The 26,596-nt window shown below is 39.3% G+C and carries 18 protein-coding genes and 1 tRNA gene; 14 read left to right on the forward strand and 5 right to left on the reverse strand.

Features of this window, described 5'->3' with window-relative positions; all coding sequences use genetic code 11:
• Positions 1-72 precede the first annotated feature (72 nt).
• Positions 73-3,474, forward strand: coding sequence for a DNA polymerase III subunit alpha (dnaE, locus tag H6763_00850; protein MCB9803357.1), 3,402 nt, complete (start codon positions 73-75; stop codon positions 3,472-3,474).
• Positions 3,474-4,979 carry a GIY-YIG nuclease family protein gene (locus H6763_00855; protein MCB9803358.1) on the forward strand — a complete coding sequence of 502 codons (1,506 nt, stop codon included), beginning with the start codon at positions 3,474-3,476 and terminating at the stop codon, positions 4,977-4,979. The genes dnaE and H6763_00855 overlap by 1 nt, the downstream gene beginning before the upstream one ends.
• 11 nt (positions 4,980-4,990) lie before the next feature.
• Here H6763_00855 and H6763_00860 read toward each other — a convergent pair whose 3' ends face one another.
• Entirely contained in the window at positions 4,991-6,136 is a 1,146-nt protein-coding gene (locus H6763_00860) for a hypothetical protein (protein MCB9803359.1), read from the reverse strand.
• A 76-nt stretch (positions 6,137-6,212) separates the two neighbouring features.
• Between H6763_00860 and H6763_00865 the strand changes: the two genes are divergently transcribed.
• A tRNA-Gln gene (locus tag H6763_00865) sits at positions 6,213-6,283 on the forward strand.
• A gap of 554 nt (positions 6,284-6,837) precedes the next feature.
• Complete coding sequence (locus tag H6763_00870) at positions 6,838-8,049, forward strand: NUDIX domain-containing protein (GenBank protein ID MCB9803360.1); 1,212 nt, start codon at positions 6,838-6,840, stop codon at positions 8,047-8,049.
• A 99-nt stretch (positions 8,050-8,148) separates the two neighbouring features.
• On the opposite strand, the gene H6763_00875 is transcribed toward H6763_00870, so the two are convergent.
• Both H6763_00875 and uvrB read right to left on the reverse strand, forming a co-directional pair.
• Positions 8,149-8,751 carry a DUF389 domain-containing protein gene (locus tag H6763_00875; GenBank protein ID MCB9803361.1) on the reverse strand — a complete coding sequence of 201 codons (603 nt, stop codon included), beginning with the start codon at positions 8,749-8,751 and terminating at the stop codon, positions 8,149-8,151.
• 128 nt (positions 8,752-8,879) lie between these two features.
• Complete coding sequence (gene uvrB, locus H6763_00880; GenBank protein ID MCB9803362.1) at positions 8,880-10,862, reverse strand: excinuclease ABC subunit UvrB; 1,983 nt, start codon at positions 10,860-10,862, stop codon at positions 8,880-8,882.
• A gap of 77 nt (positions 10,863-10,939) precedes the next feature.
• Between uvrB and mutL the strand changes: the two genes are divergently transcribed.
• Genes mutL through H6763_00900 form a run of 4 tightly spaced genes read left to right on the forward strand, consistent with a single transcriptional unit; the run spans position 10,940 to position 15,347 of the window.
• Complete coding sequence (gene mutL, locus H6763_00885) at positions 10,940-12,787, forward strand: DNA mismatch repair endonuclease MutL (GenBank protein ID MCB9803363.1); 1,848 nt, start codon at positions 10,940-10,942, stop codon at positions 12,785-12,787.
• Between the two features lies 1 nt (position 12,788).
• Positions 12,789-13,493, forward strand: coding sequence for an SAM-dependent methyltransferase (locus H6763_00890; protein MCB9803364.1), 705 nt, complete (start codon positions 12,789-12,791; stop codon positions 13,491-13,493).
• Positions 13,490-14,251 carry an ABC transporter ATP-binding protein gene (locus tag H6763_00895; protein MCB9803365.1) on the forward strand — a complete coding sequence of 254 codons (762 nt, stop codon included), beginning with the start codon at positions 13,490-13,492 and terminating at the stop codon, positions 14,249-14,251. The genes H6763_00890 and H6763_00895 overlap by 4 nt, the downstream gene beginning before the upstream one ends.
• Positions 14,252-14,255: 4 nt before the next feature.
• A complete protein-coding gene (locus H6763_00900; GenBank protein ID MCB9803366.1) occupies positions 14,256-15,347 on the forward strand; it encodes an ABC transporter permease in 1,092 nt (363 codons plus the stop codon).
• A gap of 48 nt (positions 15,348-15,395) precedes the next feature.
• On the opposite strand, the gene H6763_00905 is transcribed toward H6763_00900, so the two are convergent.
• Positions 15,396-15,977, reverse strand: coding sequence for a superoxide dismutase (locus H6763_00905; GenBank protein ID MCB9803367.1), 582 nt, complete (start codon positions 15,975-15,977; stop codon positions 15,396-15,398).
• A gap of 129 nt (positions 15,978-16,106) precedes the next feature.
• Here H6763_00905 and H6763_00910 point away from each other — a divergent pair, with 129 nt between their 5' ends.
• The 3 genes from H6763_00910 to H6763_00920 are packed head-to-tail and all read left to right on the forward strand — an operon-like array spanning position 16,107 to position 19,167.
• A complete protein-coding gene (locus tag H6763_00910; GenBank protein ID MCB9803368.1) occupies positions 16,107-16,565 on the forward strand; it encodes a flavodoxin family protein in 459 nt (152 codons plus the stop codon).
• Positions 16,565-18,295, forward strand: coding sequence for a 2-oxoacid:acceptor oxidoreductase subunit alpha (locus tag H6763_00915; GenBank protein ID MCB9803369.1), 1,731 nt, complete (start codon positions 16,565-16,567; stop codon positions 18,293-18,295). The genes H6763_00910 and H6763_00915 overlap by 1 nt, the downstream gene beginning before the upstream one ends.
• Positions 18,292-19,167, forward strand: a complete 876-nt coding sequence (locus tag H6763_00920; protein MCB9803370.1) for a 2-oxoacid ferredoxin oxidoreductase — start codon at positions 18,292-18,294, stop codon at positions 19,165-19,167. Before H6763_00915 ends, H6763_00920 begins: the two co-directional genes overlap by 4 nt.
• Here the strand turns inward: H6763_00920 and H6763_00925 are convergent.
• Positions 19,164-21,248, reverse strand: coding sequence for an acetate--CoA ligase family protein (locus tag H6763_00925; protein ID MCB9803371.1), 2,085 nt, complete (start codon positions 21,246-21,248; stop codon positions 19,164-19,166). The two genes, H6763_00920 and H6763_00925, sit on opposite strands and share 4 nt — an antisense overlap.
• Before the next feature lie 96 nt (positions 21,249-21,344).
• Between H6763_00925 and H6763_00930 the strand changes: the two genes are divergently transcribed.
• From H6763_00930 to H6763_00940, 3 genes are read left to right on the forward strand one after another with little or no spacing between them, the layout of a single operon-like run.
• Complete coding sequence (locus H6763_00930) at positions 21,345-22,460, forward strand: quinone-dependent dihydroorotate dehydrogenase (protein ID MCB9803372.1); 1,116 nt, start codon at positions 21,345-21,347, stop codon at positions 22,458-22,460.
• A complete protein-coding gene (locus tag H6763_00935) occupies positions 22,457-23,290 on the forward strand; it encodes a restriction endonuclease (protein ID MCB9803373.1) in 834 nt (277 codons plus the stop codon). Before H6763_00930 ends, H6763_00935 begins: the two co-directional genes overlap by 4 nt.
• 27 nt (positions 23,291-23,317) lie before the next feature.
• Complete coding sequence (locus H6763_00940; protein ID MCB9803374.1) at positions 23,318-26,596, forward strand: DUF5060 domain-containing protein; 3,279 nt, start codon at positions 23,318-23,320, stop codon at positions 26,594-26,596.

Here is a 26,596-nt window from a genome sequence, read left to right on the forward strand (position 1 = left end):
ACTTTTGTATGCATAGTATAACAGAATGGTTTGACTCTTATTCAATATCAGTATAATGAATTATACGAATTTATGAAATTTACACATCTACATCTACATACAGAATATTCTTTGCTTGATGGGACGATAAAGATCCCTGCATTGATCGAGAAACTTAAAGCCTCAGGTATGGATGCTTGTGCTATCACGGACCATGGTGTGATGTATGGAGCCTACAAGTTTTACAAGATGATGAAGGAAGCGGGTCTAAAACCGATCATAGGTTGTGAGATATATGTCGCCCCTAGAGATCATCATATGAAAGAAGCCGGAATAGACAATAAGTACAACCATATGGTTTTACTTGCAAAGGATCTCGAGGGTTATAAGAACCTTATAAAGATACTCTCTATTTCTCATTTGGAAGGCTTCTATTACAAACCTCGAATAGATGTAGAGCATCTCCGAAAGTATTCGAAAGGATTAATTGCCACATCTGCATGTCTTGGAGGTGTTGTTGCCAAAGATCTATTGAACGGACAGTACGATAAGGCTAAGAACAATGCCATTATGTACAAGGAGATGTTTCCCGATAGATTCTATATCGAGATCCAGCGAAACGGTCTAAAAGAACAAGATGATGTGAATCCACAGTTACTTCAAGTAGCGGAGGAACTTTCACTTCCTATTGTTGCCACCTGTGATGCTCACTATCTGGATAGGGATGATTCAATGATCCAGGAGATACTATGGTGTATTGCTGACGGAAAAACATTAGATGACCCGACACGTAGAAGTTATGGAACTCAGGAACTGTATCTAAAAACTTCAGAGGAGATGGAAGAGCTTTTCTCAGATCTTCCTGAAGCCTTAGAAAATACTCAAAAGATAAAAGAGCAGATAGAAGAATTTGATATCACCTTCGGTAGGGTAGAACCGATATTTGATGAATTACCAGAAGGAGAGAACTCTGAGACTTTCTTGCGTAAGCTAACATACGAAGGAGCAGAGAAGAAATACGGCAAGATAACTCGAGAGTTGCAAGAAAGGATAGATTTTGAGCTATCTGTAATCAATGACAAAGGATATAACGATTATTTCTTAGTAACGAGGATGTTCGTGAAATTCTGCAGGGATAATGGAATTGTTGTCGGAATGCGAGGCTCAGGATGTGGATCTGTTGTTGCTTACTGTACTGATATTACCCATCTTGAGCCGATATCGTGGGAGCTATACTTCGAGAGATTCTTAAATCCTGAGAGAAACTCACCACCAGATTTTGACCTTGACATTGCTGATGCAAGACGCGACGAAGTGATCCAATTTGCGATCGATCATTTTGGAGAAGAGAATGTAAAACAGATAGGTACATTCAGTAAATTACAGACAAGACAAGCTATCCGTGATGTATCTCGAGTATTAGGGATAGATCTTAAGGTCGCCGATCAGCTAAGTAAAATGGTAGAGATCCTTTTCGGTAAGGCTAGGAGCATCGATTATATGATCGAGAACAACATTGAGTTTGCAGATCTTATCAATTCATCACCTGAACTTCAAAGAATGGCTGAAATAGTTCGGAAGATCGCTGGACTATGCAGAGGTGTGTCCACTCATGCTTGTGGTGTTGTTATTACTCCCACACCAGTATCTGACTACGTACCTCTACAGAGAGATTCAAAGAACGAAGGTATCGGAATGACACAATATGAGATGTTCGACCTTGAACCTGTTGGTCTGATGAAGTTTGACTTCTTAGGATTGAGGAATTTAGCTGTAATTGGTGAAGCATTAGAAAAAATTAAAGATACCAGAGGTATTGATGTAGACCTAATGAGTGTTGACCCAAATGACGAAGATACGTTCAAGATAATTCAACGAGGACATACGGTAGGTATTTTCCAACTTGAGAGTGAAGGTATGAGAAAAACTATAAAAGGTTTGAAACCAGCTACTCAGGAAGAGATCTGTTACCTCCTTGCGGCATATCGACCAGGTCCAATGCAATTTATCCCAGAGTACATCTCTGTAAAGGATGGAGATAAGGAAGCCGAATATCTAATGCCTGAACTAGAGCCGATCTTGAGGATCACAAACGGAGTTATCACGTATCAGGAACAGGTCATCAGAATAGCGGTAGATATTGCAGGATATTCGATGGGTGCTGCCGATATGCTTAGAAAAGCTATGGGTAAAAAATTGATGGATGTAATGGAGAAGGAAAAGCCGAAGTTTATATCAGGAGCGGTTGAAAAAGGTTTTAATCAAGCAAGTGTTGATGCTCTTTGGGAAAGACTTTTACAATTTGCAAATTATGGTTTTAATAAAGCTCATAGTGCATCTTATGCCTTGGTTTCGTATTGGACAGGTTACCTTAAAGCACACTATCCGCTAGAGTTCATGGCCGCACTACTAGAAGGGGATCTGGACAATTTCGATCGTGTTGTGATCGATCTGCAGGAGTGTGAGAGATTGGGAATCGCTGTTTTACCACCGGATATAAACTTGAGTGATGCAAAATTCACTATCGAAGATGAAGAGAACATTAGATTTGGAATGGCAGCGATAAAAAATGTCGGAGAGGACGTTATTCACCAGATCGTTAAAGAAAGAAAGCAGAACGGACCATTTCTCAACTTTGATGACTTCTTGTTCCGTATAGTCAAAAAACGTATCCAGAAGCGAACAATCGAATATCTTATACAAGCCGGTACAATGGATACCCTTGGTGATCGCAATCAACTGATCTTTAATCTGAGTAATTTGTATGAAAGATATAAGTCAGAATATCAAGACGCTGAGCGAGGTCAGTTCGATCTTTTTGGTAATGGTGAAATAAAGACACATATCGAAACCCCTACAGTTCTGCAAGAAGCGGAGCCAACGACTGTTCATCAACGTTTAGAATGGGAGAAAGAACTTCTCGGGCTGTATCTTACTAGTCACCCTCTTGATGATCTGCATGATTTTTTCGAATCAAAAGGTGTTATCCAGATCTCGAGGTTGATACACGAACCACCCTCAAGGAAGATTTATATAGTAGGGGGTATCGTAGCAAATATAAAGCGAATAACCACAAAGAAAGGCGACTATATGGCTTTTCTTACAGTTGAAGACAAAACAGGTAGTATAGAGATGGTCGTATTCCCATCCTCTTATGACGAATTACAAGATGAACTTCAGCCCAATAAACCAACTTTATTTGCCGGTCGATTGAATCAGAGAGATAATAATGAGATAAGTTTTGTACTTGAGAAGGCAAAAGTTGTTGATGAAGAGAAACACGGGACCAATTTTCAAGGCATCACATTCAAAGTGACGAGTAAGCATTCTGTTGAGGAAATTAATGAATTAAAGCAGTACATTCGCGAACATCCGGGTGATGTTCCTGTTAAGATCACTATAGTTGATGAGGATAGTAGTGAAAGATCGGTGTATCTTGACCGTCCAGTACAGGTCGATGAGCAGACTGAAGCTTATCTTAAAAAATTCTCTTAGTGGCAAAATTATCTATCGAAAGGCAACTAGACAAGATCCCCAACACATCAGGGATATACAAATTCATAGATAAGTCAGGAAAACTTCTGTATGTAGGAAAGGCAAACAATCTCAGAACTCGAGTGAGATCATATTTCACCCAGATCCATGATGATCGACCTCATATCATTCCGATGATCGAACAGATCGAAAAGATCGAAGTAACTGAGACAGAAAATGAGATAGAGGCATTAGTTTTAGAGAGTGCATTGATCAAAGAAAATCAGCCTCACTACAATATCATGCTGAAAGATGACAAATCTTACGCATGGATATACATAAACACAAGAGATGAACTACCAACAGTGTCTATCCTCAGATCAATAAATCTCAAAGATTATAAAAAGGGTAGATTATTTGGACCATACCCAAATAGTCGAGCTACCCGACAGATATTCAGATATATTCGTCAGATCCATCCTTTCTGTACATGTGATTCTCCGAGTGAACCGTGTTTGTATTATCGAATGAAATTATGCAATAACCCCAAATTTGGAGACCATACCTTGTCTCAATACCAGCAGAGTATAGAAGGAGTCATTAAGTTCCTTGAGGGTAGTAAGCGTAATCATATAAAAGAATTAAGGAAACAGATGGATCAGCTAAGTCAGGATCGTGATTATGAAAATGCAGCGATACTAAGGGATAAGATATATGACCTTGAGCATCTTGGAGAGGACATTCCTTACTATCAGAGTGAATCAGATTTCATAATTCAAAAGAAGACACAGAATCATAAGATCATTCAGAAATATCAGAAAGATTTTGCTATCCCACTTCCTGAACGCATCGAATGTTATGACATATCAAATCTACAAGGAGATCACGCCTATGGCTCCATGACAGTAGCTATTGATGGGGAGCTTAGACCAGATCAATATCGAGTATTTAAAATACGCAAGGGGAAAACTCCAGACGATTTCGAAATGCTCAATGAGGTGATATCAAGGCGGATAAAACATCTTTCGATATCCGATGACGTCTCACTATCCAATAAACCAAACTTGATACTGATCGATGGTGGGAAAGGACAGATATCTGCAGTTGCAGAGGAGATACCGACTGAGATAACGCTTATGGGAATAAGCAAGGGAAGGAGTCTAAGAAAACGCGGTAAAAGGAGAAAAGATATGTTCTGGTTACATCGGGAAGATAGTACAGAACAGGTATTTACTAAAGAGCCAAGACTTCTAGTGGTACTACGTGATGAGGCGCATCGTTTTGCTCTGAAGCACCACAGGATCGCTAGGGCAAAAGGGATGAAAGGCTCGCTACTAGATAGGGTTGAAGGTGTTGGGCCTAAGATCAAGAAAAAGCTTATGAAAAAGTTTGGATCAGTAGCTAATATGCATGGTCTGAGTATTGATGAGTTGAATGAAGTTGTTTCTAACAGATCAACATCATTGAAATTACATGATGCCCTTAAAGATTCAACAAATACAAAGAAGCAAAGCAAGACAAAGTAACCTCAACATTATCATTCCAGAGCTCCTATGCTATTATCTTTCTGCCTTAGATTATTCCTAAGGAAATCAAAGAAAGTATCGTTCTCACTATCATAATAAAGTCCATAATAGTAGGAAGAACGCTCATTTGCGAGTATTGCTATGGAAGAAATCTTTCCACCGTTTACAACTGTTGCCTCCAACTCTCCGTTCTCATTATATACACTGTTGAGGATGGCGTACTTCCCACCATTCTCACTTCTACTATTTAGGATGTCGACAAACAGCTCTAGTGCCTTGTCAGGATAACTATTTTCCAAAGGGGCTATCGGTTCAAGGATATACTCACGACTATCTGTGATCGAAGATATTTTCAATGCCTGTAATTCTCCCTCATCAGTGGCATAGTATGATGTCACATACTCTACAGGAACTTTCAAAGTCCAAGGAAAATCTGGCAATAAATCTGTACCTTCAGATGATGCCAGAACCAATTCTCTTTCTATCTCCTGTTTTGCAAGACGACTTAGCCCTTGTTTAGCATCTGATATTGATAATCGCTCATACCAGATATCGTTAACCCTTTCATATATCCTCAAACCGAGATCTTTACTTGGATTTTCCCAATAATCTCCATACATCTCATCCTTTTGTGTTCTGGGAACAAATTTGATGTGGTTCCATCCTCGTTCTGGTAATTCAATCTTGTAATAATCGTATACTGATTGTATATCTGTACCTAGAGGTATCCTATAGATCGATCGGCCAGATGAAACAAACGTTTCTACTATGGCCTCATCAGAACTATTCGAGAATACATATTCACTAGTCGGGAATACAGGTACTGAGTCAAAACCTATAACTGACGTAAGATCCTGTTCGACTACCCCTTTTGATGCTCGCAAACTAATTACCCAGTTGATAGCAGTGTATGAAGAAACTAATAATCCTAGAACCAACGATAGGTATAAGAAAATTTTCAGTATGCTTCTAAAATATTGACGAAATATACCTCCTCTATAGATCTTTTTCTTACCCCTCGTTTTATTTGACCTAGTTAGGATCGATCGACGTCTAGTTTTATAGCTTCCATTTGACTGTTTTTTGGAAAACATAACACTTCGGTCTCGATCATCACCTTTTCTTTGTTGTTTTTTTTCTAATTTGAATAATTGCATGATATAAGAACATATTATAGAATATCATCGTCTTTGTGGAGTGTTTCTGATTTTTATTAAAAATACCACTTAACATTGCGGGATCGTCTAATGGTAGGACACCGGCCTTTGAAGCCGAGAATCGGGGTTCGAGTCCCTGTCCCGCAAGTTGATATCATGTCCTATGGACATGATAAGCAACTTGCATACATAGAACGAAAACCCTCGAGCGAAGCTCGAGCAAGGTGAGCCAGTCCCGCACATCCGAAGGATGGCGGGGAGTCCCTGTCCCGCAAGTGTCCCAAGAGCGTAGCGATTGGCAGACACTCGTGGATCCCACAAGGCGAAGCGTCGCGGCGATCCCGAAACCAGGGTGTCCTGTACAAGCATAATGGTTGACCATCTATAACATAGGTTCGAGCAATGCCAACTCCCCTTAAATGAAAATAGAATAAAATTCCATTTTAAAAATATCTGTTACGCAAATATAAATGCTTTTCAGCACTTTTATACTCACACATAGCTTTAAGCCCTTGATAAATAAGCATTTAATTATGATTTAGATAGGAATAATTTCCGATTAAAATAAGTAGTCCAGTTGAATGTTACCCTTGGTATACGTATACTTGTTAACGAATGGAGATGAAAATGTTAATCAGTACACAGGTTCAAGGTTATATCAAAGAAAATAGTAATACCTAAAATATTTGGCGAAACCTCTGATGAACAATATGAAAGAGATCTACAAAGTCAATGTTGAAGGTACAAACATCACAGTATGTGTTGAAACGTACGATAGATCATATCCTGTAATCTTGTTTATCGCTGGTACCAGTGGGAATTCACTATCTGACAGATTTGATGGACTATCAGAAATGCTTATAAACGAAAGATTCACATTTGTACGATTCAATTTTCGTGGGCATGAGGAAGGTAGAACAATAGATGAGTACTCACTTAATGACGAACTCAAAGATATGAAAGAGGTGATCGAACTACTCGAACATGAAGGATACAATACTCAAAATCTCAGCATACTAGCTAAGAGTTTCGGAGCAGTCAAAGCATTTTGTCTCAACAGAGAGTATGGCCTAATAGGTTTACTTTCACCAGCTGTTTTTTTCTCAGAGCGTGGAAATTTAGGACCTATCAGCTCAAAAGAATATAAGAATATAGCTAGTATTGAAGATATTAATATCCCACTAGATGTACTCCGTAACATTACTGCCCCTGTGTGTATTGTACATGGAGAAAATGACAGTACTATTCCGATAAGTAACTCGTCAGAGATCTTCTCAAATTTAGCAACAGTTCATGAAAAAAAAGAACTACATAAAATTCCTGGAGCGAATCACTCGATGTTGGATAAAGCTCAATATTCAGAAGCGTATAAACTGATCACAAGCTTCTTCAGAAAATATAGGGATTCGATCTGGTCATATCATTCAATTGTTTGGAAGTTTAAGGATAAAGAGTATCTTTTCGATGTAATCACATCATCAAATTTTAAGAAGATAAAAAATATCAGACAAGTATATACCCTCATGTTAAGTAAAGATAAGGATAAAATTATGCTAGTACATAATACTCAAGGTATATGGATATTACCGGGAGGGGGAGTTGAGAGAGGAGAATCACACATCGATACGATTGTGCGAGAAGTGAGAGAAGAAACAAATTGTGATATTGACCTGTCAACTGTAGAGCCGTTGTATTATCAATTGACATATGTTAAGAAACCGTCTGGTAGATGGGAATATCATTCTGCGCAGTTAAGATATAAAGCTGTTGTGAAAAAGGAAAGAAAGTTTGTGGAAGACCCAGATAATGGAGATATTGATGAGGTTAGATGGGTTAGTATCGATGAAATTCATAGATATCTTGATTGGGGAAAAACTGTCGATATAATCAAGGAATTACTTCTGGAAAAATGAATTTTTTAATCATCTATGATTTATTGTTCTGTACGATCTTATGATATAAGACACTACAAATCCGAATATTCCAATGCCACAATTATGTCCCTCCATTCCTCACTTCCTACGAGTATAAAGAAAAAGGGTTAAAGAAGAACCAATAAATATACCAAGAAGATTTAATACAAAGATAATTATGTACTGCAATGCGAGAGTATAATTATCTGTTGTCATTCCAGCAGTAAAATATGCTATCGGCGGAACCAGAGATATAGCTATAGCTACTCCTGCACTTGTATTAGAGGTCCTGTGCCATAACCAAAGAAGCGCACCAACGATTCCCATCAGTATGGCAACTCCTAGCACGTCAAAAATATTTGGATCTGGTTTAATGATCACATAATCCTTCAGCTGTCCAGCAATCCTCAAAAATGTCCAAAATCCAAAACTAACCAAAAAAGATATCGATATCGCAATAAAAAGTGATCTAAACGCTTTCCTAAACCCTACAAGGTCTTTAGAAGTGATATACACAATAGTTGATATCAAAGGATCAAATAGGGGTGAGACAAGCATTGAACCGATAATGATGAAATCATTATTCATCTTGATCCCAAAAACCGCGAGTAGGCTTGCGACAACGGTGAGTATGATCAGGTCTTGATCTAACTTCGATTCATTTCTTGCTTTATCTACGAGATATTTTTGAGCCTCATTCATGTGTCTGATACTAAATTTAATTTAAATTAAAAGAACTTAAGCGTCGTAACAAATTGCGGTATCAAATTTCTGATATTTTCGAGTAATCTATTGTATTCATACCAAAAACCGCTTCAAAAGCACAACCGTTAGATCAGTTCCTTTAGATCGTCTATCTGGTCTCGTAGTTCAGCTGCCTTTTCAAACTGTAGGTTACCCGCAGCAACAAGCATCTTTTCTTCAAGATCTTTGATCAATCTTCTAATATCTTTCTCCGGAGGATGATTCTTCTCAACCCATTCTGTGTAATTATTGGTTGTTTCTGGCTTGTCAACTAGCTTTTCCCTGATCTCCTTTATGATAGTAGTTGGTTCGATCCCATGCTTAGTATTGTACTCCGCCTGATAATCCCGCCTCCTAGCCGTCTCGCTGATGGCGTATTTCATACTATCTGTCTGTTTACTTGCATACATAATAACTCTACCTTCTACATGCCTTGAAGCTCGTCCGATCGTTTGTACCAAACTGGTTTTACTTCTTAGAAATCCTTCCTTGTCTGCATCTAGGATTATCACAAGTGATACCTCAGGAAGATCCAAACCTTCTCGGAGTAGATTTATCCCTACTACAACGTCATATACACCAAGTCTCAGATCTCTAAGAACTTCTACTCTTTCAACTGTATCTTGATCAGAATGTAAATAATGAACTTTGACCCCATGATCCTTGAGAAATGTAGATAGATCCTCTGCCATTCGCTTAGTTAGTGTGGTGATAAGAACTCTCTGCTTTTTAGATAGAGTTTTTCGAACCTCATCGATAACGTCATCTATCTGATCCTCTGTTGGTCTGATCTCAACAATCGGATCTAGTAGTCCTGTGGGACGTGTAAGAAGTTCGGTTACTTTTTTCTGACTATCATTCATCTCCCATTCATTTGGTGTTGCGGAAACATAGGTGGTGTATCCTTGCTTTGCTCTAAATTCTTCGAAATTTAGGGGACGATTGTCTAAAGCAGAATGTAGTCGGAATCCATAATCTATGAGTGTTTGTTTTCTGATACGATCGCCATTGTACATCCCTCCAACCTGAGGGATAGTGATATGAGATTCGTCAATGAACATTAGGTAATTTGAGGGGAAATAATCTAGTAGTGAGTATGGAGGAGAACCAGGAGGTCTCCCCTCGAAGTATGCAGAATAATTCTCCATCCCTTTGCAGTAGCCGACCTCACGTAGCATTTCGATATCATAGATCGTTCGCTGTTCAAGTCTCTGTGCTTCCAACTCCCTGCCAAATCTCCTGAAGTAATCAAGTCTATCCTTGAGATCAATTTCCATCTGATCTGTAGCTTTCTGGATGATGTCCTTATCAAAAATGAAGTTCTTTGCAGGAAAGATCTCCACCTCAGACACAGATCTTAACTTTTGTTTGGTAAGGGGATCTATCATGTGGATCTCCTCAAGTTCTTCACCCCACAAGATCAGACGATACGGAAAATCATTATAGGGAACAAATATATCAATAACATCGCCATTTATGCGAAACGATCCTGGTACAAGGTCAGTAAGATCCCTTTGGTATTGCATGAACACCAATTCTCGCGAGAGTTCTGAGATCCTAATGGTGTCACCAACCCTTAACTCAAATGCACGCTTCTCATAATCATCTGGACTACCAATATTATAGATACAAGAAACTGAAGCAACGATGATCACATCATTTCGTGTGCGTATAGCGTTCATGGATGATAGTCTAAATCTTTCGATCTCTTTGTTGATATCAGCCTCTTTCTCTATATACATATCTTTCCCAGGAATATATGCCTCTGGTTGATAGTAATCGTAGTAAGACACAAAATATCTAACAGCGTTTTCAGGGAAGAACTCCTTAAACTCCTCATATAATTGGGCTGCTAAAGTTTTATTATGAGAAAGAATTAGGGTAGGTCGATCTAGCTTCTCAATGATATTTGCCATAACATATGTCTTGCCAGAACCCGTAACCCCAAGGAGTACCTGCTTTTCGATACCACTCTCAATATTTGTTGAGATCGAATCAATTGCGATACGTTGATCATCGCTAGGTGTATAGTTACTTACGAGTTTTAGCTTTTTTGAAGCCCTATCTATCACATTGTGATTCTACCAGTTATCGTTCAGCTTTTCATCCGTAAATAGCACAACTTATGTGGTAAAATCACATACATATGAATCGAGAAATTATTCAATTACCACAGGAGATCATAAATAAAATAGCTGCAGGAGAGGTAGTAGAACGACCAGCTTCTGTGGTTAAGGAGTTGGTTGATAACAGTATCGATGCCGGATCGACGAGCATACAGATCTCGATCAAAGATGGAGGACAGAAACTGATCGAAGTTATCGATGATGGGATTGGTATTCCCGAGGATCAGATCTCTAATGCCTTTATTCCCCATGCTACTAGTAAGATCCGGGATTTTGAAGATCTAAATACATTGCTAACGCTGGGTTTCCGTGGGGAAGCATTATCAACTATTGCATCCGTTAGCCAGATTGAGGTGATCAGTAAGGTTCAAGATGAGAAGCATGGGTATATAGCCCATATCTCTAATGGAAGTGTAACAGAGATTAAACCGAATCCTAGAGAGGTAGGGACTACTATCCGTGTACGAGATCTTTTTAAAAATATTCCTGCAAGGTCAAAATTCCTGAGAAAAGCTCAAACCGAATACAAATATATTTTAGCTATATTAATGCAGTATTTTCTAATCAATCCATCTATACGTTTCAAGCTATTTAATGAAGATAAGCTGATTTATGACCTACATCCCTCTGAATCAGAGGGTAGATTTTCAGATAAGAGGATAGATGATGTATTACAAAGTGATTTCTCCCAAGAAATGATCGAGTTATTCTATGATGGTGCCGGAATTAACATTTCTGGATTTATCGCACACCCCAAGTACCATGTATCAAGAACAACCCATACATACATATTTGTGAATGGTAGACCTGTAACGGATAGAGGGGTGATAAGATCTATAATTCAAGGGTGCGGTTCATTTATACCAAGAAGCGAAAAAGTTCCTTTTGTGATCAATATTGACATATCACCAAGTTCTGTAGATGTAAATGTCCATCCACGAAAGGAAGAGGTGCGTTTCCTAAATCCGTATAGAGTATATTCTGCTATCGAAAACGCTGTCAACAAAGCATATGAGCGTGAATTAGGAACTTCTCGATATATCGACAATGTAATGGATGCTCAAGACGCAGCCCTTGTAAGATTCCGTGATACTGAAACACCCGATCGTTCTACTATCAGTTCAGATGGTTTAGAACATCAAGAGTATCAAGCATCATTCACATCTGGATCATTAAATGGCGTTAATGGAACTGATCGGTCATCATTGTTTGGTAATCCAACAGACGTTCACATATCCCATCAAAATACCGCTATGGTTGAGATGGATCATGTTTCAGGAGCACTGCACGAACAACCTGTAAATGTTTTTCAAATATTTAAGAAATATTTAGTGTATGAATTCGAAAATGAATTATGGTTACTTGACCAGCATGCTGCCGCAGAGAGGATCACTTTTGAGCGGTTAAAGGCTAATCTGGAAGAAAGTACTAAAGAAGTGCAGGAGCTTCTGCTTCCTGAAGAGATCAAACTGAGCAAGAGTGAGATCGAATATCTTCGTGGAATATCCGAACAGTTGCTGGGTATGGGGTTTACATTCGAGCTAAAGGATGATTCTATACAAATTAGTGCAGTTCCTGCTGAACTAGCAACAACAGACCTAAAGGGATTGGTCAATGAGCTAATTGATGAACAATTATCGGATGATATTGATGATATAACCGTAAGAGAGAGATCAGATTCTATCATTGCTACAGTTGCGTGTCATAATAGTATACGTACTGATCAATCCCTTCATAAAGAAGAGATCCTCTCAATATTAGCGCAATTATTCAAATGCACGAACCCGTATAGCTGCCCACATGGACGACCAATTATATGGAAAAGTACCTTAGAACAGATAGATTCTAACTTTGAAAGGACATATTAGATTGACGACACTTTATCTACTTCCAACACCAATGGGAGATATCGACACTGTTCTTTCTGACACCTATAGCAGTATCGGAAAGCTAGATTTTGATATACACATAATCGAGACAGAGAAGATCGCACGTACCCATCTAAGACTTCTCTATCCTAAAAAAGATATAAGAAATGTTAACAGGATCGAGCTGAATGAGCATTCCCGACCTGAGGATATGAAAGAACTACTCATTGCGATGAATGATAAGAAGTCTGTTCTAATGCCTGATGCGGGTGCTCCAGGTATCGCTGACCCAGGAACAGCGCTGATCAGAGAATCACATCGAAAAAACTACATTATAAAGCCACTCCTCTTTTCATCCTCTGTCACTGCTGCAATTGCGTGTTCAGGTTTAAACGGTCAATCCTTCACTTTTCACGGATATCTTCCAAAAGAGCAAAGCTCACGTCAAGATACAATAAGACTCTACGAACGAATATCAAAGAAAAACGGTTATACCCAAACATTTATTGAAACTCCTTATAGGAACAAACATCTCTGGAGAGATCTAATTAGCGTTCTTGATGAAGCTACAGACCTTTCTATCTCAGTTGAATTATTTACTGAGTGTAGTATCATAAAGACCGCCTCAGTAAGTGATTGGAAGAAAATGAAGTGGCCAGATCTGAGCAACAAGAATGTAGTTTATTCATTAAATGCAAAGGTATGAGTAAGGAAAAGGTAATTACAGTTAAGAATCTGTTCAAGAAATATGGAGATTTTATCGCCGTTAATGGCATCTCATTTGATGTCTATAGAGGGGAGATCTTTGGACTTTTAGGTCCAAATGGAGCAGGTAAGACTACTACACTAGAGATAATTGAAACTCTGAGAGATGAAACATCAGGAGATATTGAAGTATTAGGTAAATCAGTGAATAAGGATCCGCAGTACATTAAAGAAAGGATAGGTGTACAGTTGCAACAAGCGGGTTTTTATCCAAACACGAAAGTATGGGAGATAATCAGACTTTTCGCAGAACTATACGATACAACAGCAGATGCAGAAGAACTATTAAAAAAAGTAGACCTTCTTGATAAGAAAGATTCAAAGGTAAAAGATCTCTCTGGAGGTCAGCGACAAAGATTCTCTATCGCTACTACACTGATAAATCAACCAGAGATCATTTTTCTGGATGAACCAACCACAGGACTTGATCCACAAGCTCGAAGGAATCTGTGGGATCTGATCCTAGATATCCGCAAAAGTGGTACTACAGTCGTATTAACTACGCACTACATGGATGAGGCCGAGTACCTCTGTGATAGAGTAGCGATCATGAATAATGGTCAGATCTCAGCTATCAATTCTCCCGACGGTTTGATCAACGAGCTACTATCTCGAGGCTTTAAGAAGGAGAAAGTCACAAAACAAGCAAGTTTAGAGGATGTTTTCCTCGATCTGACAGGTACTAAATTGAGAGATTGACCTCATGAAAACTATACGACAAATACTCGCTATAACAATGATAGATCTTAGAGCCACTTTCCGTCGGGGTGAGACAGTCTTTTTTGGATTACTTTTCCCTATGATATTTATATTTGTATTTGGATCATTAGGTCAGGGTAGTGCGACATATAATATCGCGGTACAGGACGGTTCCGATACAAATAATCCCCTGTATCAGGCAATTTCAGAGGTTAAATCATTCGAACTAGACGATACTCTTTCTAACGAAGAAATTACAAAGAAGCTAGAAAGAGGAGAATTAGAGGGATCCTTATATATTGAAAATACGACAGTAAATCAGATCCCTTCATACAACATAACCCTAAGTACGAGTGCTGTGGATATTGAAGAGGGTGCGATAATCAAATCGGTTGTGACAGGCATAATAGATAAATTGAATCTTGCTATTTCAGGAGTAGAATCACCACCCTTATCATTGAATTATAAAGAAATACAGGGTCGTGAGTTTAAGCAGATAGACTTCATATTACCAGGACAGTTGTCGTTTGCTTTGTTGAGTTCTGGAGTTTTCGGCACTTCGTTCTTGATAGTATCACTAAAAGAAACACTAGTTTTAAAGCGATTCTTTGCAACTCCGATGAGAAAACGATCGATAGTGCTAGGATTAGCTTTGAGCAAACTTGTGTTCGGTCTACTTCAGGCAACAGTTCTGATCTTAGCTGGAAAGTTCATTTTCGGCTTTACCTTGGTAAATGGTCTCTCTACATTCTTTGAGATCATGGTTCTTTCAACGTTTGCGTTATTTGTGTTCCTAGGATTTGGGCTTGTGATATCTAGTATCGCAAAGGATCAGAATTCTGTATCTCCTATAGCAAATATTGTCACATTACCACAATTCCTATTAGCTGGGACTTTCTTCCCAATAACACTCTTTCCAGACTGGCTCCAGCCTATTAGTAAGATACTTCCTCTCACCTATCTCAATGAAGCTCTACGATCTGTGGCATTTGACGGAGAATCTATCTTCTCTCAAACCAATGCCATCATTGCACTTATCATCTGGGGGATATTGGTCTACGGATTGACAGTGAAATATTTTTCATGGGATAACTAGGTTCACCAATACCGTTGTTATTATACGATCACAGATCTTTCAGTTTGATCAGGTACTTTTCAATCTTAGCGCAACGTCACTCCAATTAACGATATTCCAAAATGCTTCAATGTAATCTGCTCTTCTGTTCTGATAATCAAGATAGTATGAGTGCTCCCACATATCCAGCACCAGAATAGGTGTTCCTGTCGGAGGGTGATTGAGATTCTGTTTTTCGGCCTGATAGATCACAAGGTTTCCGTCAATTTTTGAAAGGATAGCCCACCCAGAGCCCTCTACAGAAGTAGCTATAGAGGTGAACTCACTCATAAATATCTTCAGAGAAGGGTAGGTAGGTTGGATCAATTTTTCTACCTCTTCTTGGGCTGGTCGATCTGAACTTGGTGAAAGATTTTTCCAGAATATTGAATGAAGTTGGTGTCCTGAAACATTGAAACTAAGATCTCGTAAAACAGCTTTGTATGATGAGCGATCTTCGGAACTTCTCAATGACTCGATCTTTTTTAGAGCAGAGTTGGCACCATCTACATATGCCTGGTGATGTTTGGAATGGTGTAATTCCATTACTTGTCTTGAGAAGTACGGCTCTAACGATTCATAGGAGTAGTCTAACTTTGGTAATTCATACATATTTTAATAGAGTAATATCTTACTGTTCCATTTAACGAAATCTCATACAGAATGTAAAGGTATACCAATTCTGGTTATAGGTGTTTGACCTTTATCTGTCAGCTGTCTATTATTTAAAAGAACAAACTTATGATCACAAATACTATCTCGATAATCTACGCATCATCTTCTGGGAACACTCTTTTCGTTTCTGAATTTGTTGCAGGTAAACTAGATGAGCAGGGTTTTACAACAGACCTGATAAATGCAGATATTTTCGACCCTATGGATCTAAACAAGATGGATAATGTTCTATTTGCAACATCTACATGGGAACACGGTGAGATACATCCTTTCTTCCACAATACGATTAAAAGATTGGATCAAATTGATCTACAAGGTCGAAAAGTAGCCTTCATAGGTACTGGAGATAGACGATATGAACCGATCCTTTTTTGCGGTGGTATGGAGATCTTAAGAAAAGAAGTTCTATCACGCGGAGCAGATGAGATATTATCCCCACTACGCCTTGATGGTGATCCAAGACCAAATGCAGATAGTACAGTAAGTAAATGGGTAGATAAACTTTTGACAGTACTGGAGGCATAATGAGGTATACGTTACGAATAACAGGTGAATCTGGGCAAGGGATAAATTCTATTGGAGAGATACTGACTAAGGCACTAAAGAACTCAGGTTACTATACTTTTGGTTATCGTGAATATCCCTCATTGATCAAAGGAGGGATTGCAATGTATCAACTCGAAATATCTGATGAGCCTGTGAATTCAACTACAACATATGCAGATCTGATGTTCTCCCTCAGTAGGTATTCTATGCACCATTATGCAAGGACACTAAAACCCGGATCGCATATATTCCATACATTTTCAAGAAATATGTGGCCTAAGGAAGTCAGCGCGGATATTAAAAGTATAGAGCCTAAGGTTTATGAATTGAATGCTGAAGAACAAACGATCCTTGCAGGAGGTACAAAGTTGATGGTAAATGTCTACATCATGGGATACATATGGGATCTTTTAGGACAAGAATTGGAGAAACTTACCGAGCAAGTAATGATTCATTATGCAAAAAAACCTGAATTGATGGAGGCAAATATTTCTGTTCTAAACTCGGGATATTCTACAGAAAAAGAAACAGGAAGATATCAATTGACACCTTCCTCCGAAAGTACTGATAAATACGCTGTCATGACAGGTAATCAATCTGTCGCTTTAGGTGCATATTCAGCAGGGTGTAGAGCATTTTATGCTTATCCTATGACACCAGCCTCATCAGTTCTTACAACATTAGCAGAAATGTCACATGAGACAGGTATGCTGATAAAACAAGCAGAGGATGAGATCACAGCTGCACAAATGATGTTGGGTTCGATGTATGTCGGTACGAGAGCAATGACAGGAACTAGTGGTGGAGGATTCGATTTGATGACCGAGTCTCTCTCATTAGCGGGAATGGCGGAGATACCTGCTGTATTTCTGCTCGCACAACGCCCTGGACCTGCTACAGGACTTCCTACATGGACATCGGCTTCAGACCTCGATCTAGCGATTTATTCTGGGCATGGAGAATTTCCCAGAGTCGTTTTAACACTCTCGGACACGAAAGATTCTTTTCATCTGACAAGAAAGGCTTTTGATATAGCTGAAAAGTACCAGTTGCCGGTCATTATTCTTACTGACAAACACCTTGCCGAATCTCTTTATCTAACTGATGAACTTCATGCCGATAGTGAAATTGAAAGAGGTTTAGAAGTAGACGTTCCAGAGAATTCTTACCGGTATGTCTTTACCAAAGACGGTATATCACCTAGATGGTTACCAGGTACATCCGAGCAGGTGTATGTCACAAATAGTGATGAACACACAATGGATGGTAGCAGTACTGAGGATATGGAAGTAGCTAAGGCTATGTATGATAAACGACTTCTAAAGATCGAGGCAGTATTGGATGCGTTACCAGAACCGATATTCACAGGAGATGGATCATCTAAGTATCTGGTCATCAGTTATGGAAGTCCCGTGACTGTTGTTAGAGAAGTTATTGATAAGATCAATAAAAAAAATGGAAATAGAGACATTGCATTACTTCAATATGAATATCTTTACCCATTGCGTACAGAAAAACTTCACGAGATTTGTAAAAGTGGTGTGAAGGTGATCTTTGTTGAGCAGAATGCTACCGGACAGTTTGAGAGATTGGTACATACGAAATTAAATACAGAACCAAATTTCGAGATACTTGATAGTTTCCGTAAATATGATGGTAAACCAATTTTTTTCGATGAGATGTATAACTTTTTGAGTAAATACCGATGAGTGACTGTTCGCTTTTACATACTGGATATAACTCGGATAATTTATACACATGGTGTACTAATTGTGGTAATTACGGGATACATGGGTCATTAAAAACTGCACTTGCAGAACAGGATCTTTTGCCACACGAAGTCGTATTATGTTTTGATATCGGTTGTCATGGGAACGGCGCTGATAAGATCCATGCTAATACAGTACATGGTTTACATGGAAGGGTAATACCCTTCGCTGTAGGTATACAACTGGCAAACAGAAAGCTAAAGGTAGTTGCGTCTGGTGGTGATGGAGCTACACTAGGAGAGGGTATAAATCATTTTATCCATGCGATCAGGTCAGACTATGATATTACATTTCTCCTTCATAATAATTCAAATTACGGACTCACTACAGGACAGGCATCACCAACTACAACAGAAGGGGTCCCGATGAACTCATCTCCTGATGGTGTTTCTGCCACTCCGATCCATGTCTTAGATCTCGTCTTTAGCTTGAAACCCACCTTTGTAGCCAGAACATTTTCAGGTGATATCAAACAGATGACCAGAGTGATCAAAGCTGGTATGAAACACAAGGGTTTTAGTGTTATTGAAATATTGCAACACTGCCCGACATACAATAAGGCAACTCCACACGAATGGTACAGAGAGAGAGTTTATGATGTGAACAAGATAATGAATTATGATACGAGTGACATCGGAAATGCACAAAGAGTTTCAAAAGATATTACTGACAAGATAGCAACCGGTGTCATCTATCAGAGAGAATCAATGGATTTCTATTCAAAACAGTTGAACAGGAAAGATCGTACAACTGAACTGGTAGAGGAGGTTAATAGCTACCCTGTAGATGATCTATATCGAAGATTTATCTAATTCACATAAATCTTCACATCTACGGCAACACATCTATTTATCGTCACCATGGCAGGATTGATATCGATGGATTTTATCTCCGGATACCTTAGGATCATTCTTTGTAATCCCTCAAGTGTTTTGACGATCTTGTCGGTCGGGAGTTTCTCTAAACCTCTGGCACCATGTAACACCCTGGACACCCTTGTTTCATCGATCATCTCCTCAAGCTCTTCGTGACCGGCATATACTAATCTTGTAGATGTGTCATTGTAAACTTCTGTATAGATCCCTCCTTTACCAAAAAGGATGATGTGACCGAAATTCTCATCATAATTGATACCCAGTATGACCTCTTCTTTTGCAAAAACCTGCTCTTGTATCAAGACATTTGGTTTTTTGTTTCCTGAAACCTGTTTGATCGTTTCTACAAGACTACGATAGTTTCTCTCAAGATCTTTTTCCTTGAAAATATTGAGATAGATCATACTCTTTTCGGTCTTATGTGGTATATCCTCTGCTGTTGCCTTAATAACTACCGGGTATTTACCTTTCTTGAAGTATTCAAGCAAACCGTCAAATGAATCTGAAACTACTTCTAATGGCGTGTCGATCCCTGCTTCCTCGATGAGAGATTTGGTGAGATCTCCGGGAAGGCCTAACTGTCCGTCTTTATGTGCTCTGACTACCCGACCCTTGAATTTACCCTCATTTGATCTGGGCTGTCGGACAGCTTTTTTTGTCCTGATACGAGTTGAGAAATCAACAAGGTTCTTTAGAGCGCCAATTGCCTCTTCATCATATTGAAAAGCTGGAATATGATTTTCCCATAATCGTTGTAATCCAGGTTCAACATACTTTTCTCCAATAAAGATAGGGATCAAAGGAAAATCGCTCTCTTTATAGAAATCGATTATGACTTTTGCTGTTTCTTCGATCTGAGTGACTAACTGTGGAGTAAGTATGACTAATATCGAGTCAACTCCAGGATCTTTAGATATGATCTTGATAGCTTTATCATATCTATCCGCTAAAGCATCACCCAGTAGGTCTACCGGATTGTTTGTACTTGCTGTATTAGGTAGAAATTCCTCCAAAAATTTTTTACTTTCTTCGGATAGAGTCGCGAGTTTCAAACCAGCAGAAGAGAGTATATCCGTGATAATTATTCCGGGTCCACCAGCATTGGTGATTACAGCAACGCGGTCACCCTGTGGATACGGACACCACGAGAACATCATCAGATTACTATACATCTTTTCTATACTATCCACCTGGATGATACCTGCTTGTCTTAATGCCGTTTTGACAGCTCTGGCACTTCCGGCTAATGAACCAGTATGTGATTGAACCGCCCTTTTCCCTGCCTCGCTTATTCCGGAATTTAGAACGATCGCTGGTTTGTTGCGATTCTTGGTGGCGAGTTCAGCCAATTTCCTTCCATCATCAAATTCCTCAATATATGCACCGATTACTTTGATCTCATCGTCCTTGTACCATTCTTCGAAAAGGTCGATCTCATTGATATTTGCTTTGTTTCCGAGAGAAACAAAGTAGTTAAAACCCAGCATTTTGTTCTCCGCCAGATCAAGCATGGCAGTATTGAATGCTCCGGATTGTGAAAGGAAACCGATGTTACCTTTGTCAGGATGCTGAGCTGCAAAGGATGCATTTAAGTCATTTGCTGTACATATTATTCCCAGACAGTTTGGTCCTATCAGTCGCATATCGTTCTTCTCAACTATTTCAATCAACTGATCCTCCAATTCTGCACCAGATGGACCAACTTCCTTGAAACCAGCTGTGATTATAACTAGATTCTTGACTCCAGCCCTTACACAATCTTTAACTGAAGCAATAACAAACTCAGTTGGGATAACAATAACGACAAGATCAGGTGGATGAGGTATGCTTTTGATGTCAGAATAGGCTTGGTATCCATAAAGCTCTGAATATTTGGGATTGACAGGATATACAAGACCTTGGTAGCCATTCTTGAGGATATTATTGAAAATGACTGATCCTAGCTTTTTTGGATCAGATGAAACTCCAACAACAGCTACTGATCTAGGATAGAAGATATCTTTAATATTTGTGGGCATAGTTCAGAATACAAAAGATGTATCGGATGGTCAATTCAAATAGTGTCATGGGAGGTGTACAATGGACATTGAAAAATAATATTTCACCAAGTTACTATGTTTCATTTGTTTATTTCACCTATATATCAAAACTTTCTTAAACCATTTCTATTTAAGAAAGATCCTGAGGAGGTTCATGATAATTTCATAAGGATCGGTGCATTTCTGTCATCACATAGGATCACGAGAGCGTTTACAGCATTGTTATTCAACTATCATCATCATATTTTAGAGAGTAATGTGGATGGCCTAAAATATCTGAACCCAATAGGACTATCCGCAGGGTTCGATAAAGATGCTAATTTGCATAACATCATGCCAAAAGTAGGGTTTGGTTTCGAAGAGGTTGGATCGGTAACACTACGACCATATGAAGGAAATCCAAAACCACGTCTGTATAGATTATTCAATAGTAAGGGATTAGTTGTTTATTATGGTTTGAAGAATATTGGAGTCGACAAGATCGTAGAGAGAGTGAAAGTGAGATTAGATCCAAACTTCATCTTAGGGATCTCGGTAGCCAAGACAAATTCGAAGGATTGCAGCACAGACGTTGGCGGTATAGATGATTATGTCGGCTCTTTGAAGATCCTTGAGAAGGCAAATGTCGGAGACTACTACACAATTAACATATCATGTCCAAATACCTACGGTGGAGAGCCATTTACAACACCAGAACGACTCGATCCGCTCCTAGCTACTATCGATGAGCTCGATATACAAAAACCTGTATATATAAAAATGCCTATAAACCACAAATGGGAGGAGTTTGATAAGTTGCTTCAAGTAGTAGTTAAACATCGTATCAATGGCGTGGTTATTGGTAATCTGAATAAAGACAGGAGTTCTGAGCTGATAAAAGACGAGATACCTGAACATATAAAGGGAGGGATCAGTGGAGTACCTACGCGTCAGCTTTCAACAGAACTTATACGTAAAACATATATGAATTATGGGAATGATCTTACAATAATCGGAGTAGGGGGAATATTCACAGCAGAAGATGCCTATGAAAAGATACTCGCAGGAGCTTCTTTGTTACAGATGATCACCGGTATGATCTTTGGAGGTCCGCAGACTATCGGAGAGATCAATCGTGGTCTAGTATCCTTCCTCAAGCGCGACGGGTATGCTACCCTATCAGAAGCAATAGGTAAGGGAGCTATCAAATGATCAAAAAGATACAAAAGATAGATGGCGTTGTTGAGGACTTCAACATCTCAAAACTTAAAAGATCTATAAGAAAGGCTGGTGCACCAGAAGAACTTGTTGACGGGATTGCTCGTGAGATTTCCAAAGATAAGAAGATCCACTCCACAAAAGATATTCATTCGAAGGTCTATCAGGCACTTGTCAAAAGTAAACCCTCAGCAGCAGCACGTTACAGCCTCAAAAAGGCGCTACACAGTCTAGGTCCTACAGGTTACCCATTTGAGAAATACATAGCCTCTATCTATCACTACATGGGATATCAAACGAAAGTAAATATCACGCTTCAAGGCTCATGTGTTACTCACGAGATGGATGTTATTGCACGCACTGCGTCAGATCTCTTATATGTAGAATGTAAATATCATCAAAGTCAATCAGCAAAAAGTAACGTAAAAATCCCTTTATATGTACAGGCAAGGGCTGAAGATCTCATAGAATATCAGAAGAATGTCGAGCCAGATGGCACCAAGTTCCATTTCTTCATTGCTACAAATACAAAATTTACTACCGATGCTGTTCAATACAGTCGATGTAAGGGTCTAAAACTGTTAAGTTGGGAGCAACCTGAGGAGGATCCACTTCCTCAAGTTATTGATAGATATGGTCTACATCCAGTTTCTAGTCTCACCTGCCTTACTAGAGCTCAATCAGTTCGGCTGATCGAGAATGGAGTGGTGATGGTGAGAAATGTTCCAGAAATGTATCGCGAGATGTCCAAAGCGGGTCTACATCCTGACGTTATAAGGAATGCGATCAAGGAATCTGAAGATATCCTAGATATGATGTCTTAGCTTAATAATTACTTCTTCTCTACACACATGTTCTCAAAAAGAAGCAAGAATAAGTTCAAGGATATTAGATCTGATCATTCTAATTCAGCTAGTCGATCACCAATCGCATCATTGGATCTCTCAGGTGGCAGTCTTGGACGCAGAAAGATCATGCGAAGTCTACCAAAAGCAATTTTTGGTTTAGTTCTTCTCTTAGGCGGTGTGATCATCATCAATGTATTATTGAATTACGACTTTGTGGGTTTAGGTGATTCAAAGGCATCAGGAGGAGCAGTTTCCGGAGATCTGGTTAAATGGCATACCGTCACTATTGATTTTCAAGGGCCTAATCTGTCTGAAGTCCAGAGTGATCCAAACCCATTCCTTGATTTTCGACTAAATGTACAATTCAAAGCCCCTTCAGGTAAAACTTACAATATACCTGGATTTTTTGCAGGTGATGGAAATGGAGGAGGAAGCGGAAAGGTCTGGAGGGCCAGATTTACTCCGGGCGAATCAGGGAATTGGGAGTATACAGCATCATTTCGATCGGGTCCTCAAGTAGCAATTGATCTCTCTCCTACTGCAGGAGTATCTGACAGTTTTGATGGACAGACAGGTTCCTTTAATATCGCTCCCCTTGATACAAATGCCAAAGGATTCAGATCGATGGGCAGATTGGAATATGTCGGTTTATATTATTTGAAATTTGCAGATGGTCCATATTGGCTAAAAGGAGGTATTGATAGTCCAGAGAATTTCCTTGGGTATAAGGGATTTGACAATACAGTCGATCAAGGAGGTATCATTCCTAATTTCGTCCATGAGTACTCCACCCATGTAGCTGATTTTCAACAAGGAGACCCTTTATTTACGAGTGCAGATACAGGATATGATTCAAAAGGTATCATTGGAGCCCTGAACTATCTATCTTCGAAACATGTGAACTCTATATATTTCCTGCCTATGAACCTAGGAGGAGATGGACAAGAAACTTACCCCTTTGTTTCGCCCAATGATAAGACTCATTACGATATTAGTAAACTAGATCAGTGGTACACAGTATTCGAACATGCTACAAGCAAGGAGATAGCACTACATTTTGTGTTAAATGAGCAAGAGGAGGGTAATAGGAATTGGTTAGACGGAGGAACTTTAGGGATTGAAAGAAAGCTGTACTATCGAGAGCTGATCGCTCGATTTGGACATAACTTAGCACTCAAGTGGAATATTTCCGAAGAAAATCGATTTGACACTAATACAACGATACAATTCGCTCAATATATAAATGATCTAGACGAGTATGATCATCCCATAGCTGCACATACTCACCCAAACGATTTTACGCAATACGAACAGCTAAAGGGGAACCCTAACTTCACTGCAACATCTATACAATACGATGTGAACCAAGCATCAAGTCATGTTGAGTCATGGCGACAGAAATCCCTCGAATCAGGTCAAGTTTGGGTCATTGATATGGATGAAAATAATCCCGCAGGTGTTGGACTAACAAATCAGAATGCATCTGAGCTGAGGAAGAGAGCTTTGTATGACATATATTTTTCAGGAGGAAATCTTGAGTGGTATTTTGGATATCATGACCTTCCTTTAGGCGGTGACATGCGTACTGAAGATTTTCGTACTAGAGAAGAAATGTATAATTATATGTGGTATGCACGCAAGTTTATGCAGGATAATCTCCCTTTTTGGGAGATGGGACCTATCGATGGATTGGTTGATGGTGAGAATAATAGTGTCGGTAGTGCTCAAGTTCTAGCAAAACCAGGTTCGATCTATGCTGTGTATTTTCCTAGTAGTAACGATGCAGATGATAGAACAAATGGTTTTCTTGATCTCTCTAATGCATCAGGCAACTTTACGTTGAAATGGTATAACCCTCGTACCGGAAACTTCGAAGGTACTGAGTCAAGTATGACAGGAGGTTCTAAACAAACTATCCCCCCAGCCCCTTCAGATTTTGGTAATGACTGGGTTCTTTTGGTCACAGATGGTAGTTATACACCTGGACAGGGTATTGATCCTGTACCGACACCAGAACCAGGAGGTGATCCTGCATATATTGCAAATAACGGTCTTATTGTGATCGAGGTAGAGAAGTTGAACTATACTGACGGTTGGAATGAAGAAACTCTCATACCTGGATATACTGGTCAGGGTTATTTGCATTGGGTTGGTGGGGATTTCTTCAGTACACCCGGTAATGGGATAATAGAGATCCCTATATGGATAGAAGAAGCTGGCACATATAATCTCAGACTAAGGAATTTTCATGATCACCCGGATGCTTCTGAGGAAAATGATGTGTGGATAAAGATAGATGAAGGTAGATGGGTGAAAACATTTTCATCTGCAAAAGATGAGTGGACCTGGAATACTAGTTATGAATTCAGTGAGGATAATAAAGTTCCTGCTTCCGATCAGTTGAGTGCAGGTAGACATGTAGTGTATTTCTCCGGTAGGGCAAATGGATTTAGGATAGATCGAATGCATATGTATCTTGATTCAGTTCCTGATGCACTAAATCTCTCACTACCCGAATCCACGTTTGCAACTCCTGGTGGAGGAACAGGTCCTGCTGAGTGTAATATCACTGCACAACTTGAATGTAATTATGAATTAGATGATCCACCAGCTTTAAATGTCGCATGGAAGATCACCAATGATAATATTGAGTTCGGATCTGAACAAAACTCAGGTAAGATCGTTGTAAGAATCAATAACATTGAGGATGGTTGGTTTACAGAGGGAAGTGATTATTGGTGGGCATCAAACTATCAAGAGTTTGCAAATACAGGAAAAGACTTTAGAGACGCTGATTGGAACTATAATATACTCCCAGACACGATATATAGGGCATGGGTTTCAGTATATGCTAAAGACGACCCTGATAACATTGTTTGTGTGACAGATGAACTCCCTATAGCCTGTGAATCCCGGGACGATCCTGTTGACCCACCGGTAGATGATCCTCCTGATGATCCTATCGAACCACCGGATGTTCCAATCGACCCTCCAGTTGTCGTAGATGACCCTACAGGGAGTCCTGCTGATGATCCTACTGGTGACCCGAGTGTGACAGATTACCCATATCAAGATACAACAAATAATAATACTTACTATGTAGATCCTACAACATACCAATATTATCAAACCTCAAATCTGCCAACTACTGCATTATCATCAGCGCAGAAACGGTTTGTGATCGGTTCAATAATGTTGATCTTGGGTAGTACGCTTTTCTTCTTCCCAAAGATCCGAAGTGTCATCTTCAAAAAGAACACAACCATGCGAGAAAGTGTCTAA

The organism is Candidatus Nomurabacteria bacterium, assembly GCA_020632395.1.
GTDB lineage: Bacteria > Patescibacteriota > Dojkabacteria > SC72 > JAHDCA01 > JACKFQ01.

What these genes read in the sequence shown, in the direction of transcription:
- dnaE (MCB9803357.1), top strand. Translation starts at nt 73, where the DNA reads ATGAAATTTACACATCTACATCTACATACAGAATATTCTTTGCTTGAT.
- H6763_00860 (MCB9803359.1), bottom strand. Translation starts at nt 6,136, where the DNA reads ATGCAATTATTCAAATTAGAAAAAAAACAACAAAGAAAAGGTGATGAT.
- H6763_00870 (MCB9803360.1), top strand. Translation starts at nt 6,838, where the DNA reads ATGAACAATATGAAAGAGATCTACAAAGTCAATGTTGAAGGTACAAAC.
- H6763_00875 (MCB9803361.1), bottom strand. Translation starts at nt 8,751, where the DNA reads ATGAATGAGGCTCAAAAATATCTCGTAGATAAAGCAAGAAATGAATCG.
- mutL (MCB9803363.1), top strand. Translation starts at nt 10,940, where the DNA reads ATGAATCGAGAAATTATTCAATTACCACAGGAGATCATAAATAAAATA.
- H6763_00895 (MCB9803365.1), top strand. Translation starts at nt 13,490, where the DNA reads ATGAGTAAGGAAAAGGTAATTACAGTTAAGAATCTGTTCAAGAAATAT.
- H6763_00900 (MCB9803366.1), top strand. Translation starts at nt 14,256, where the DNA reads ATGAAAACTATACGACAAATACTCGCTATAACAATGATAGATCTTAGA.
- H6763_00905 (MCB9803367.1), bottom strand. Translation starts at nt 15,977, where the DNA reads ATGTATGAATTACCAAAGTTAGACTACTCCTATGAATCGTTAGAGCCG.
- H6763_00910 (MCB9803368.1), top strand. Translation starts at nt 16,107, where the DNA reads ATGATCACAAATACTATCTCGATAATCTACGCATCATCTTCTGGGAAC.
- H6763_00915 (MCB9803369.1), top strand. Translation starts at nt 16,565, where the DNA reads ATGAGGTATACGTTACGAATAACAGGTGAATCTGGGCAAGGGATAAAT.
- H6763_00920 (MCB9803370.1), top strand. Translation starts at nt 18,292, where the DNA reads ATGAGTGACTGTTCGCTTTTACATACTGGATATAACTCGGATAATTTA.
- H6763_00925 (MCB9803371.1), bottom strand. Translation starts at nt 21,248, where the DNA reads ATGCCCACAAATATTAAAGATATCTTCTATCCTAGATCAGTAGCTGTT.
- H6763_00930 (MCB9803372.1), top strand. Translation starts at nt 21,345, where the DNA reads ATGTTTCATTTGTTTATTTCACCTATATATCAAAACTTTCTTAAACCA.
- H6763_00935 (MCB9803373.1), top strand. Translation starts at nt 22,457, where the DNA reads ATGATCAAAAAGATACAAAAGATAGATGGCGTTGTTGAGGACTTCAAC.
- H6763_00940 (MCB9803374.1), top strand. Translation starts at nt 23,318, where the DNA reads ATGTTCTCAAAAAGAAGCAAGAATAAGTTCAAGGATATTAGATCTGAT.